Origin of the sequence: Nonomuraea aridisoli (assembly GCF_003236395.1) — a bacterium.
Taxonomy (GTDB): domain Bacteria; phylum Actinomycetota; class Actinomycetes; order Streptosporangiales; family Streptosporangiaceae; genus Nonomuraea; species Nonomuraea aridisoli.
The window spans coordinates 1-12,653 of sequence record NZ_POUD01000049.1 but is presented as its reverse complement, the minus strand read 5'-3'; the positions used below and the strand labels follow the sequence as shown (position 1 = coordinate 12,653).

At 68.8% G+C, this 12,653-nt stretch carries 15 protein-coding genes; 14 read left to right on the top strand and 1 reads right to left on the bottom strand.

Going from position 1 to position 12,653, the window contains the following annotated elements:
* Nucleotides 1–7 precede the first annotated feature (7 nt).
* The 13 genes from C1J01_RS14385 to C1J01_RS14325 all read left to right on the top strand — a co-directional run bounded on the left by C1J01_RS14385 (nucleotide 8) and on the right by C1J01_RS14325 (nucleotide 10,911).
* Nucleotides 8–568 carry a GTP-binding protein gene (locus C1J01_RS14385; RefSeq protein WP_111179486.1) on the top strand — a complete coding sequence of 187 codons (561 nt, stop codon included), beginning with the start codon at nucleotides 8–10 and terminating at the stop codon, nucleotides 566–568.
* A 57-nt stretch (nucleotides 569–625) separates the two neighbouring features.
* Nucleotides 626–2,173, top strand: a complete 1,548-nt coding sequence (gene ffh, locus C1J01_RS14380) for a signal recognition particle protein (protein WP_111179463.1) — start codon at nucleotides 626–628, stop codon at nucleotides 2,171–2,173.
* A 248-nt stretch (nucleotides 2,174–2,421) separates the two neighbouring features.
* Nucleotides 2,422–2,868 carry a 30S ribosomal protein S16 gene (gene rpsP / locus C1J01_RS14375; protein WP_111179462.1) on the top strand — a complete coding sequence of 149 codons (447 nt, stop codon included), beginning with the start codon at nucleotides 2,422–2,424 and terminating at the stop codon, nucleotides 2,866–2,868.
* A gap of 1 nt (nucleotide 2,869) precedes the next feature.
* Entirely contained in the window at nucleotides 2,870–3,115 is a 246-nt protein-coding gene (locus C1J01_RS14370) for an RNA-binding protein (protein WP_043634919.1), read from the top strand.
* A 69-nt stretch (nucleotides 3,116–3,184) separates the two neighbouring features.
* Nucleotides 3,185–3,685 (top strand): ribosome maturation factor RimM, encoded by a 501-nt coding sequence (rimM, locus tag C1J01_RS14365; RefSeq protein WP_111179461.1) that lies wholly within the window; start codon nucleotides 3,185–3,187, stop codon nucleotides 3,683–3,685.
* Nucleotides 3,685–4,464 (top strand): tRNA (guanosine(37)-N1)-methyltransferase TrmD, encoded by a 780-nt coding sequence (gene trmD / locus C1J01_RS14360; protein ID WP_111179460.1) that lies wholly within the window; start codon nucleotides 3,685–3,687, stop codon nucleotides 4,462–4,464. The genes rimM and trmD overlap by 1 nt, the downstream gene beginning before the upstream one ends.
* Before the next feature lie 162 nt (nucleotides 4,465–4,626).
* The gene (gene rplS, locus C1J01_RS14355) at nucleotides 4,627–4,989 is read left to right on the top strand and encodes a 50S ribosomal protein L19 (protein WP_111179459.1); all 363 of its coding nucleotides are present in this window, start codon (nucleotides 4,627–4,629) and stop codon (nucleotides 4,987–4,989) included.
* Between the two features lie 145 nt (nucleotides 4,990–5,134).
* Entirely contained in the window at nucleotides 5,135–6,016 is an 882-nt protein-coding gene (gene lepB / locus C1J01_RS14350; protein WP_111179458.1) for a signal peptidase I, read from the top strand.
* Between the two features lie 26 nt (nucleotides 6,017–6,042).
* Complete coding sequence (lepB, locus tag C1J01_RS14345; protein WP_235854439.1) at nucleotides 6,043–6,609, top strand: signal peptidase I; 567 nt, start codon at nucleotides 6,043–6,045, stop codon at nucleotides 6,607–6,609.
* 52 nt (nucleotides 6,610–6,661) lie between these two features.
* Entirely contained in the window at nucleotides 6,662–7,330 is a 669-nt protein-coding gene (locus tag C1J01_RS14340) for a ribonuclease HII (protein ID WP_111179457.1), read from the top strand.
* A gap of 39 nt (nucleotides 7,331–7,369) precedes the next feature.
* Nucleotides 7,370–7,693, top strand: a complete 324-nt coding sequence (locus tag C1J01_RS14335; RefSeq protein WP_026215037.1) for a DUF2469 domain-containing protein — start codon at nucleotides 7,370–7,372, stop codon at nucleotides 7,691–7,693.
* A 1,319-nt stretch (nucleotides 7,694–9,012) separates the two neighbouring features.
* The gene (locus C1J01_RS14330; protein WP_111179456.1) at nucleotides 9,013–9,372 is read left to right on the top strand and encodes a YraN family protein; all 360 of its coding nucleotides are present in this window, start codon (nucleotides 9,013–9,015) and stop codon (nucleotides 9,370–9,372) included.
* A complete protein-coding gene (locus C1J01_RS14325) occupies nucleotides 9,373–10,911 on the top strand; it encodes a YifB family Mg chelatase-like AAA ATPase (RefSeq protein WP_111179455.1) in 1,539 nt (512 codons plus the stop codon).
* 378 nt (nucleotides 10,912–11,289) lie between these two features.
* Here the strand turns inward: C1J01_RS14325 and C1J01_RS14315 are convergent, their stop codons facing one another.
* Nucleotides 11,290–11,481 (bottom strand): hypothetical protein, encoded by a 192-nt coding sequence (locus tag C1J01_RS14315; protein ID WP_111179453.1) that lies wholly within the window; start codon nucleotides 11,479–11,481, stop codon nucleotides 11,290–11,292.
* Between the two features lie 160 nt (nucleotides 11,482–11,641).
* On the opposite strand from C1J01_RS14315, the gene dprA reads away from it, so the two are divergent.
* The coding region (gene dprA, locus C1J01_RS14310) for a DNA-processing protein DprA (RefSeq protein WP_235854438.1) at nucleotides 11,642–12,653 on the top strand (1,012 nt) is incomplete at its 3' end.

Sequence of the window (12,653 nt, the reverse complement as noted above, 5' to 3'; positions counted from 1 at the left end):
CCCCGGTCTGACCTCGACGAAGATCGTGGTCGCCGGTGGGTTCGGCGTGGGCAAGACGACGTTCGTCGGCGCGGTGTCGGAGATCATGCCGCTCACCACGGAGGCGGTCATGACGGACGCCTCCGCCGGCATCGACGACCTCGGCATGACGCCGCTGAAGTCGACCACGACCGTCGCCATGGACTTCGGCCGGGTCTCGCTCGACCGCGACCTCATCCTCTATCTCTTCGGCACACCGGGACAGCACCGGTTCTGGTTCATGTGGGACGACCTCGTGCGCGGCGCCATCGGCGCGGTCGTCCTCGTGGACACCCGGCGCCTGGCCGACAGCTTCCCCGCCATCGACTACTTCGAAGAGGCGCAGCTGCCGTTCATCGTCGGCATCAACGGCTGGGACGGCCAGTACCTGCACGACGACGGCGAGGTGCGCGACGCGCTCACCCTCGCCCCCCACATCCCGATGGTGCGCCTGGACGCCCGCTCGAAGGAGTCGGTCAAGAACGCGCTGATCCAGCTGGTCGAACACGCGCTGACAGTCCGGATGGCCGTGCCAGGCTGGAGCGGCTAGCGGAGCGGATAGGCTGGAGTCTTAGACGTACATTCGCTTCGAGGACTGGCCAACCACGTGTTCGAGACGCTTTCCGACCGGTTGACATCGGTCTTCTCCTCCCTCCGGTCCAAGGGCCGGCTGTCCGATGCCGACATCGACGCCACGACCCGCGAGATCCGCATCGCCCTGCTGGAGGCCGATGTCGCTCTCCCGGTGGTCAAGGCGTTCGTCGCGCAGGTCAAGGAGCGCGCCCGGGGCGCCGAGGTCTCCCAGGCGCTCAACCCGGCGCAGCAGGTCGTCAAGATCGTCAATGACGAGCTGATCGAGATCCTCGGCGGCGAGACGCGCCGGATCCGCCTGGCCAAGACGCCGCCGACGGTCATCATGCTGGCGGGTCTGCAGGGCGCGGGCAAGACGACGCTGGCCGGCAAGCTGGCGAAGTGGCTGCGCGAGCAGGGCCACGCGCCCATGCTCGTCGCCGCCGACCTGCAGCGTCCCAACGCCGTCACGCAGCTCCAGGTCGTCGGCGAGCGCGCCGAGGTCGCGGTCTACGCGCCCGAGCCCGGCAACGGCGTCGGCGACCCGATCGAGGTGGCCCGCCGGTCGATCGACGAGGCCAGGCGCCTGCAGCACGACATCGTCATCATCGACACCGCCGGCCGCCTGGGCATCGACCAGGAGATGATGCAGCAGGCCGCCGACATCCGCGACGCGGTCCGTCCCGACGAGGTCCTGTTCGTGGTCGACGCCATGATCGGCCAGGACGCCGTCACCACGGCCCAGGCGTTCATGGACGGCGTCGGCTTCGACGGCGTCGTGCTGACCAAGCTCGACGGCGACGCCCGCGGTGGCGCGGCGCTGTCGGTCCGCCACATCACCGGCCGGCCGATCATGTTCGCGTCGACCGGCGAGAAGCTCGAGGACTTCGACGCCTTCCACCCCGACCGCATGGCCTCGCGCATCCTCGACATGGGTGACATCCTCACCCTGATCGAGCAGGCCCAGAAGACGTTCGACGAGGAGCAGGCCGCCAAGATGGCGGGCAAGCTCACCTCGGGCGAGAACTTCACGCTCGAGGACTTCCTCGAGCAGATGATGATGGTCCAGAAGATGGGGCCGATCAAGAACCTGCTCGGCATGATGCCCGGCATGGGGCAGATGCGTGACCAGATCAACTCCATCGACGACCGCGACCTCGACCGCATCGCGGCCATCATCCGCTCGATGACCCCCGCCGAGCGCCAGGACCCCAAGATCATCAACGGTTCGCGCCGCGCCCGCATCGCCGCCGGCTCCGGCGTCTCGGTCAGCGCCGTGAACAACCTGGTCACCCGCTTCTTCGAGGCGCAGAAGATGATGAAGCGGATGGCGGGCGGCATGGGCATCCCCGGCATGCCGGGCGGTCGCGGCAAGGCGGCCAAGGCACAGAAGAAGGGCAAGAAGGGGCGGCGCGTCAGCGGCGACCCGCGCAAGGCCGCGCTCGGCAAGGCCAGTGCGGAGACGGCCCCTTCCGAGCCGAAGCCGGGCGGAGTGCTGGGCAACCTGGGCGGCAAGCTGCCGCCCGGCGTCGAGCTGCCCCCCGGCTTCGACCCGTCCAAGCTGAAGCTGCCCGGCCAGAAGTGACGCGCACCCGGTGACCCGATCGGTCACCGGGTCTTGCCCGGCCCTTTGCGGTCCGCTGCCGTACGAGGTTGTGGGCAGTGTCGTGAGCAGGGCCGTCGGTCTGGCACAATGACATGTTGGAACATCGTGACCAGGCGGGTGCCCTCTCATCTCCCGCCGGACGCGCCTGTCCCTGGAGCGTCGTCCCGTCGTGCCCCACTCGGCGAGATGCCGTTCACCCACGCTCGAATGCAGGAGAGACCACACCCGTGGCAGTCAAGATCAAGCTCAAGCGGCTCGGCATGATCCGCAACGCTCAGTACCGAATCGTCGTCGCCGACAGCCGCACCAAGCGTGACGGCCGGGCGATCGAGGAGATCGGCCTGTACCACCCGAAGGACAACCCTTCGCGCATCGAGGTCAACGCCGAGCGTGCGGCCTACTGGCTCGGTGTCGGCGCGCAGCCGACCGAGCCGGTGCTCAAGCTGCTCAAGCTCACCGGTGACTGGCAGAAGTTCAAGGGCGAGCCGGCTCCGGCGCCCCTGAAGGTCGCCGAGCCCGCGCCCGACCGTCACGCCATCTACGAGGCCGCGGCCAAGGAGGCCCTGTCCGGTGGCGACACCGGCACGGCCGCCACCACGCCGAAGAAGGCCAAGAAGAAGGACGAGGCCGAGGCCGAGGCCACCGCCGAGACCAAGACCGAGGGCGAGGCCTGACGTGCTCGAGGAGGCTCTCGAGCACCTCGTGAAGGGCATCGTCGAACATCCAGACGATGTCCGGGTCCGCGCACGCCGCATTCGCAGCGGGCGCGTCCTGGAGGTCCGGGTGCACCCCGAGGACCTGGGCAAGGTCATCGGACGCGGCGGGCGCACCGCCAAGGCGCTGCGCACGGTCGTGAACGCCCTGGCCGACGGGAAATACGTGCGGGTCGACCTGCTCGATCTGCACGAAGCAGTCCGTTAGCGTCAGGAAAAGCGCGCCCTCATCGGCTTCGTTCCGATGGGGGCGCTCGCGTTGAGAAAGGCAGATCACGTGCAGCTGGTCGTCGGCCGGATAGGCCGTCCACACGGGGTACGCGGTGACGTGACCGTGGAGGTGCGCACCGACGATCCCGAGCTGCGCTTCGCCCCCGGCACCTCGATCGCGACCGACCCCGCCGAGCGCGGGCCGCTCGTCGTCGAGGGCCGCCGCTGGCACAAGGGCGTGCTGCTGGTCACCTTCGAGGGGGTCGCCGACCGCGACGCGGCCGAGGAGTTGCGCGGCACCATGCTGGTCATCGACTCGGCCGAGGTGGCGCCGCCCGACGACCCCGACGAGTTCCACGACCACCAGCTCATCGGGCTGACGGTCGAGACCGTCGCGGGTGAGCGGGTCGGCGAGGTGGAGGACGTCCTCCACCACGGCCAGGACCTCCTCGTGGTGCGCCGCAAGGGGCAGGACGACGCGCTCATCCCGTTCGTCAAGGCCCTCGTGCCCGTGGTCGACGTGGAGGCGGGGCGGCTGGTGGTCGATCCGCCCGAGGGGCTGCTGTGATGCGGCTCGACATCATCTCGATCTTCCCCGAGTACTTCGCGCCGCTCGACGTCTCGCTGATCGGCAAGGCCCGCGAGCGCGGCACCCTCGACGTACGCGTCCACCAGCTGCGCGACTGGGCCCACGACGTGCACAAGAGCGTGGACGACACCCCTTACGGCGGCGGGCCCGGCATGGTCATGAAGCCCGAGGTGTGGGGCGAGGCCATCGACGCGGTGATCGGCGACGGCTCCCCGCGGATGGTCGTGCCGACGCCCAGCGGGCGGCCCTTCACCCAGGAGCTGGCGCAGGAGCTGGCCGGGGAGCCGTGGCTGCTGTTCGCCTGCGGGCGTTACGAGGGCATCGACTCGCGCGTCATGGACGAATACTCCGCACGGCTGCGCGTCGACGAGGTGAGCATCGGCGACTACGTGCTGGCCGGGGGAGAGGTCGCGGTGCTCGTCATCGTGGAGGCCGTGGGGCGGCTGCTGCCCGGCGTGCTGGGCAACGCCCAGTCGGCCGTGGACGACTCGTTCGCGCCCGGGTCGATGCGCAACCTGGTCGAGGGGCCGGTCTACACGAAGCCGCCGGTGTGGCGAGGGCACGAGGTGCCGGCCGTGCTGCTATCCGGACATCACGGAAATGTCGCCCGGTGGCGGCGGGAGCAGGCGATCCGGCGTACCGTGCGCAACCGGCCCGAGCTGGCGGCGGAGCTCGACCCCGACACGCTCGACAAGCACGACAGGAAGCTGCTCGAAGAGCTGTCATTTCGCGTCGGTCCGAAAGATGTGGCAAACTGAAGCGCTGCCGTCCATCATCGGTCGGTGTTGCGTGCCCGGGAAGAGCGACCCCGGGCCCCCAGGAGACAGCAAGCGTGTCCACTTCCTGTCGCCGTGCTCGTGGTCGGGGCGTGGCCGGGTGGACCTCCGCCTGCTTCGCGAAACGTTGAGGAATTGACTCTCATGCACACGAAGATCCAGGAGCTCGAGAAGGCGACCCTGCGCAGCGACGTGCCGGGCTTCCGTCCCGGTGACACGCTCGAGGTTCACGTCCGAGTCGTCGAAGGCAACCGGTCCCGTATCCAGGTCTTCAAGGGCTTCGTGCTGCGCCGGCAGGGCAGCGGCGCCCGCGAGACCTTCACGGTCCGCAAGGTCAGCTACGGCGTCGGCGTGGAGCGCACCTTCCCGGTGCACAGCCCGGTCATCGAGAAGATCGTCCTCGTGACCCGTGGTGACGTCCGCCGCGCCAAGCTGTACTACATGCGCGACCTGCGCGGCAAGGCCGCCCGCATCCGCGAGAAGCGCGAGACCACGGCCGCCAAGTAATCTGAGCCGTGCTCATAAAAGGCCCGCGCCATGCGCGGGCCTTTTCCGCTTTACAGGGCCCTTCCCTTTATGTGGAGGGAATCAGGGGTGGGTGTAACGTCGGTCGGGGGTTGTCGAGCCTGCGCATCATCTAGGCTCGTCAGCGATGACAAGCGAGAACCAGGAGCACGGCGCGGCGCGCCGCCCTGTCGAGGACGAGGTGGACGTGGTCGCGGAAGAGACGCAGAAGCCGGCCAAGGGCGATAAAGAGAAGAAGGGCTCGTTCTGGAAAGAACTCCCGGTTCTCATCGTGGTGGCCCTGGTGCTGGCCCTGATCATCAAGACATTCGTGGTCCAGGCGTTCTACATTCCGTCCGAGTCGATGGAGAACACCCTGTTGAAGAACGACAGGGTCCTCGTCAACAAGCTCGTCTACCACACGCGTGACATCGAGCGCGGCGACGTCGTGGTCTTCTCCGGCGTCGACTCCTGGGACGGTGAGTTCCAGCTCGAGGAGCCGTCCAACGCGGTCGCGGGGTTCTTCCGGTGGGTCGGCACGGCGTTCGGCATCGTGCCCGGCGAGAAGGACTACATCAAGCGGGTCATCGGCGTCGGTGGCGACCACGTCAAGTGTTGCGACCCCAAGGGCCGCATCACGGTCAACGGCACGCCCATCGACGAGAAGAGCTACCTCTACCCGGGTGATGTGCCGTCCAACGAGTTCTTCGACATCACCGTGCCGCCCGGGCGGCTGTGGGTGATGGGCGACCACCGCTCGGTCTCGCTCGACTCGCGTTCCCACACCGGCGATCCCGGCGGCGGGTCCATCCCCGAGAGCCAGGTCATCGGGCGGGCCTTCGTGATCGTGTGGCCGTTCAACCGGTTCGGTTCGATCGACATCCCCGAGACGTTCGCCCAGCCCGCGCTGCAGGCGTTCGCCCAGCCCGCGCTGCAGGCGCTCGGCGGGCCGGAGCCGATGGTCGCCGGGTTCGGGCTCGCCGTACCCTTGGTGCTGGCCCGTCGGCGCCGGCTGCGCAAGACGCGCTGACGGCCGTCACGGAGAAGGCGGAGGGCGTGGCAAAAGAGAAGAAGAAGGGCGGTTTCCGCGAGACCGTCCTGCTGATCGCGATGGGGGTCGGGATCGCGCTGCTGCTGCAGGCGTTCGTGATCGGCTCGTTCTACATCCCGTCGGAGTCGATGGAGCGCACGCTCCTCGTCAACGACCGGGTGTTCGTCAACAAACTCGCGGGCAAGCCCGAACGCGGCGACATCGTGGTTTTCAAGGGCTGGAACGGCGAAGACACCATCAAACGGGTCATCGGCGTCGGCGGCGACAAGGTGGTGTGCTGCGACAAGCAGCGGCGCATCACCGTCAACGGCACCCCGCTCGAGGAGGAGTCGTACCTCTACCCGGGCGATTTCGCTTCTGGCGATGACTTCGACGTCACGGTGCCCGCCGGAAAGCTCTGGCTGATGGGCGACCATCGCAGCGCCTCCGCCGACTCGCGGGCCCACATGGAGGAGCCCGGAGGGGGTTTCATCTCGGAAGACGACGTGATCGGCAAGGCCGTGGTGCGCTATTGGCCGCTGTCGCGCGGTTACCTTTTCTCCCAGCCCGACATCTTCGACAAGGTCAAGTAGAGCGGGCTTTCGGTCGCGGTTCGCGGCGAATGGGGCGTACGCTGCCTGTGTCATGACAGTTGCGTTCCGCCCTCGACCGAGTGTCGTCCGGCGAGATTCCGGACTCTACGCCTACGAGCGGGCGCTCGCCCGCCGCGGCCTCGCCCCCATCGCGGGTGTCGACGAGGCAGGGCGCGGCGCGTGCGCGGGGCCGCTGGTCGTCGCGGCCGTCATCCTGCGCAGGCGGATCGACGGCCTGGACGACTCGAAGCTGCTCGCGCCCGCGGTGCGCGAGCGCCTGTACGACCAGATCATGCGCGTCTCCCATGTGGGCATAGTGATCATCCCTCCTGGGGAGATCGACGCCAAAGGTCTTCACAAGTGCAACGTTTCAGGAATGCGGCGGGCTGTCGCACAGTTGCCTTGTGACCCGGAGTACATCCTCACGGACGGATTCCCGGTGCCGGGGCTGCCCGCCCCGTCGCTGGCGGTGTGGAAGGGGGACCAGGTGGCCGCGTGCGTGGCGGCCGCGTCGATCGTGGCCAAGGTGACCCGAGATCGCCTGATGGTCGCGCTCGACGAGCGCTACCCGCAGTACGGCTTCGCCGAGCACAAGGGGTATGTCACACCAGGACATCGGCTGGCGCTGGAAACGCACGGCCCGTGTCCTGATCACCGTTACTCCTTCGTCACGGTGGCGAGGGGGATGGGTGAGAATGAATTGGGGGCCGGGGTTGCCTGACCAGGCACACCGGGGGACCGGTACGACAGGAGGACCGCGATGAGCGCAGAGGATCTCGAGAAGTACGAGACCGAGATGGAGCTGCAGCTTTACCGCGAATACCGCGATGTCGTCGGTTTGTTCACTTACGTGGTGGAGACTGAGCGGCGGTTCTATCTGACCAACTCGGTCGATCTCGACGTCCGCACTGCGGAGAACGGCGACGTCTTCTTCGACGTGAAGATGCAGGACGCCTGGGTGTGGGACATGTATCGGCCTGCGCGGTTCGTGAAGAACGTGCGGGTGGTCACGTTCAAGGACGTGAACGTGGAGGAGCTGGCCAAGGCGGACCTGGAGATGCCGAAGGAGGGGTTCTCCGGCTAAGGCCCTCTCTGGTTCTTCCTCGTACGGGGGTTTCCGGTGTGCGGGGGCTGGGTTCGGCGTGCTGTGGGCGGGGTGTGCGCCGCTCGGGTTCCGGGATGCGCCGTTCGAGGGCCAGGGATGCGCGTTCAGGTCACGGGGTGCGCTGCCGGGACGTGGGTTGGCTGCGTTTGTGGGGCGGCGTGCGTGTGGGCGGCAGCGTGACGTGCTCTGCGGCCCGCCCATCGACGCGGGCTGACCATCGACCTCTGCGGTCGAATCATCGATCCTGCCGGTCGGCTCGGCCGCCGGCCAGCGGCTGCGTCGCCTCCCCGCGCCCGGCGGCCCGCAGTTCCACGTCGACCGCGGGCGTACGCTCGGGAGTCGCCTGGCGACGGATTAGCGTGTTCTCGCAGTGTGCGGGCGGCGGAGGGTCTTGGCGACCGGTGCTGTGTTGTCTCGAGCGGCTGTGGGCGATGTTGGCCTGCCGGTGTGCTCGTCGTACTCGACAACCTCCAGGACGCGGGCATCCACGTCGCCAGCGCCGCCAGTGCCCACCGTGCTACGGCCGCACCTTCGACGTCCGGCCACGCCCACTGCGTGGAGCGAGAGGACGTGGCGACGTGCCTGCGGCGCGGCGCTGCCAGCCGTGCGCTGTGCACGCGCACGTGTCGATCGACGACATGCGCCGTGCGGTTCACGAGCACCTGGAGCTCGGCAAGGGAGGGATCGACTTCCCGCCTGTACAGAGCTGCTCGTGGGACTTGCATTGCTGAGCTCCTGGACGGGATCACGTTCGGCAGACCGCTGGCCGCGCTTGAAGGCGGACCCTGACGACGCGGCCGGCCTCGTCACTTACCCACAGCAACCGATGCAGCGCCGTTCCGGCTACGTGGCCCGTTCTCACGGTCGCGGCGTTGTCCAAGTCGGGTGGCCCGCTCTCACCCTCGCAGCGTTGTCCTGGGGCGCGTTCCCCTGCTCTTGCCGTTGTGAAGTTGTTCTGGGTGCCTGATCTGCTCCCTCCTGCGATGCCGTTCCGGGCATGAGCCCGCACCGACTGACGCGCCATCGTCCGGCATGTTGGTCGGACAGCAACCCATGCGGCTCTGTCGGCGACGCCTGGACGGGCGGGCTGCTCATCGCGCTCGGAGCGAGTCGCGGGGCTGTCTCTTTGCGGCACGGGTCCAGGGGCGAGATGTCGAGGGCCCTCAAGCTGTGGGTTATCCACAAGCCGGGCGGATGCCTGGGGCGATGTCCACAGAATCCCGTTCGGGGACGAGGGCGGTGGGCTGGATCCGCGAAGGTCGGTGCTCGGACCCCGACCTACCCGACGGAGGTGGCACTTGGCCACGCAGAGCAAGCTCGATCTCGGCAAACAAGGCGAACAGGTGGCCGTGACCTACCTGGAGAGCCAGGGCATGACGGTGCTCGAACGCAACTGGCGCTGCCGCCACGGCGAGATCGACATCATCGCGGAAGACGACTCCCACCTGGTCGTCGTGGAGGTCAAGACACGATCGAGCCGCTCGCACGGCACAGCCCTGGAGTCGGTACGTCCCGCCAAGGTCGCCAGGTTGCGGATGCTGGCGAGCAGATGGCTGACCACGCAGCCCCGTACGTTCGAGGCCGTACGCGTCGACGTCGTCGCCCTCGAACGGTTCGCGGGCGACTTCGCCCTGCGGCACGTGCGGGGGGTGGTGTAGATGGCCGTGGCCCGCACCCGCAGCGTGGCGCTGGTCGGAGTCGCAGGCCGTACGGTCGAGGTCGAGGCCGACGTGGGCAACGGCCTGGCCGGCATCCACCTCATCGGCCTCCCTGACACGGCGCTCAGCGAGGCTCGCGATCGGGTCAGGTCGGCCGTCGTCAACAGCCATTACCCGTGGCCCGACGCCCGCATCACCGTCAGCCTCTTCCCGGCCAGCCTGCCCAAACGCGGCTCGCAGTTCGACCTGGCCATAGCCGTCGCCATCCTCGGCGCGGCCGGGGTGGTGCCCGCAGAGCGCATCGCGGAGCCGTTCTTCCTGGGGGAGCTCGGCCTCGACGGCCGCATCAGGCCCGTACGCGGCGTGCTGCCTTCGGTTCTGGGCGCGGCGCAGCACGGCGGCGACGTCACGGTGGTGGTCCCGTCGGGAAACGCGGCGGAGGCGTCTCTCGTGCCTGAGGTGAAGGTGGTCCCCGTCGGTCACTTGCGTGATCTTGTGGAGTGGCTGCGCAAGGGCGACGTTCCGCCGACACCCGAGGCAGACGAACGGGCGGAGCCGTCCCCACCCGGCACGAACCCCGGCGTCGACCTGGCTGAGGTCGTGGGCCAGCCGGTGGCCCGCAGAGCCCTCGAGGTGTGTGCGGCCGGCGGCCACAATCTCTGGATGCTCGGCCCGCCGGGCACCGGCAAGACCATGTTGGCCGAACGCCTGCCCACGCTGCTGCCCGGCCTGGAGCTCGACCATGCGCTGGAGGTGACCGCCATTCATTCGGTCGCGGGTGCGCTGCCGTCCAGTGCGCCGATGATGAGCCGCCCCCCGTTCGTCAGCCCGCACCACACCGCGACGTCGGCGGCGATCATCGGCGGTGGCAGCACGATCGTCCGTCCTGGTGCGGTCTCGCTCGCGCATCGAGGGGTGCTGTTCATGGACGAGGCCCCTGAGTTCGCCAGACATGTGCTCGACGCGTTGCGGCAGCCCCTCGAGTCGGGGCGGGTGACCGTGTCCAGGGCGGCGGGATCAGTGACGTTCCCGGCGCGGTTCATGCTGGTGCTGGCGGCCAATCCGTGCCCGTGCGCCCGCGCGGAGGACCAGGCCGAACGCTGCACCTGCACCCCCACGGTCAGGCGGCGCTATCTCGGCAGGCTGTCGGGGCCGCTCCTCGACCGCATCGACATGAAGGTCACGGTGGTCCGCTCATCCAGACGGGAGCTGCTGGCCGACCGCCAGTTCGTGGAGACGAGCAAGACCGTGGCCGAACGCGTTCTCGTGGCCCGCGAGCGAGCCGCCAAACGCCTGGCCGGCACTCCGTGGCGGTTGAACGCCGAGATTCCGTCCGCTGCCTTGCACGCCGACTATCGGCCGCCGCCCGCGGCGATGCGTCCGATGACGTCCTGCCTCGATTCGGGCACGCTGACAGCCCGCGGCCTCGACCGCGTCGTACGGGTCGCCTGGACGCTCGCCGATCTGGCCGGCAAGGACAGCCCGGGAGAAGACGAGACCAACGCCGCGCTGAGCTTCTGGCTCGGCGTCAGGTCCTGACCGTGGCCGTACACCGGCGAGCGGCCACCCCGGCCCACGCACGCACGCCCAGCCCTTTCACGTCAGCGCGTGCATGGCGGCCGGTGAGTGTGTGCCATCGCTTGCTGTACTCGACGTTGATCGTGAACGGTCCGTAGCGGCGGTCGTGTGACTCCTCGCCCGACCACTCGGGTCCAGCAGTCTTCTTCCACGTCGGCGATGCCAGCGGCGGTGTGCGCTTTTCCGTCACGTCGGCGATGCCGGCGGCAGTGTGCGCCTTTTCGTCACACCGGCGATGCCAGCAGCTTCACGCGCCTTTCCACCACGTCAGCGATGCCAGCGGCGCATGCGCCTCACCACACCGGCGATGCCAGCGGTTGCACGCACCCTTCCACCACGTCAGCGATGCCAGTCCCGCATGCGCCTTCCCATGTTGGCGCGGCAGGCAGTTCCATAACCCTCTTCACGCTGGCGCGCGGCCAGCAGTTCGACGATCCGTTTCGCGCGCCGCAGCCAGCAGTTGCCGTGGACCTCGTCGTGCGGCGCCCATGCCGCGTTCCACGCCGGCGCCGCCACCAGCAGCAGCCCCATGCCCTTCGTACGCCCCCAAGGAGGCGCCGTGAACAGCACACCACAGTCGCCCGGTACACCCGGAGAGCCCGCTGTGCCCCGAACCGCCGTGACCGCCGCGGCGCAACCCACCACCGACAGCACGAGCCTCCGGCGGGATGCCGAGGCCAGAGTCGCGCTCATGCGCGCCACCGACGTGGGAGATCCCGTCATGGGCCGGTTCGTCGCCGCGTTCGGTGCTCCGGCGGCGGTGGAGGCGATCCGCAACCGCGCTCTGCCCGCGGAGTTCATCGCACAGGAGGCCGAGCAGGAAAGCCGACCGGATCTGACCTCCCGCCTCAACGCTTGGTACGCGCGGCTCGCCGCCGCCAACCCGCCGGCCGATCTCGAAGCCGGTGAGAGTTCCGGAGCACGGCTGATCATCCCGGGCACTCCGGCCTGGCCCACCCAGCTCGACCAGCTGGGCTCCAGCCGTCCCCTCGGGCTGTGGATCCACGGCTCGGCGGATCTGCGCTTCGCCTGCCTCAAATCCGTGGCCGTGGTCGGGGCCAGGGCCGCCACCCCCTATGGTTCGCACATCGCGGCGGAGTTCGGTGTGGGCCTCAGCGAGGCAGGCTGGACCGTGGTGTCGGGAGGTGCCTATGGCGTGGACGGGGCCGCTCACCGAGGTGCGTTGGCCGCCGGCTCTCCCACGGTCGCGGTGTTGGCCTGCGGTGTGGACGTCTGTTACCCACGCGGTCACGACACCCTGTTCGCCGCAGTGAGAGGACAGGGCGTGGTGATCAGCGAGTGCCCGCCCGGCGTTCATCCCACCCGAGCTCGCTTCCTCATCCGCAACCGGCTGATCGCCGCGTTGTCGAGAGGAACGGTGGTGGTGGAGGCCGCGGTCCGGAGCGGAGCCCTCAACACAGCCGCCCACGCACTGTCACTCAACCGGCACTTGGGAGCGGTACCCGGGCCGGTCACCTCGGCCATGTCGGCCGGCTGCCACAAACTTCTCCGCGAGCGCAAGGCTGTCTGCGTGACCTCTCCTGAGGAGATGATCGAGCTCGTCGGTGTCATAGGCGACGATCTCGCACCGCAGGCCCGGGTTTCGGTGCTGCCGAGAGACAGGCTCAACTACGTGACCAAGAGGGTTCTGGACGCGATCCCGGCGCGGGGAGGGGCGGGGCCGGCTTCGATCGCTGTGGCGG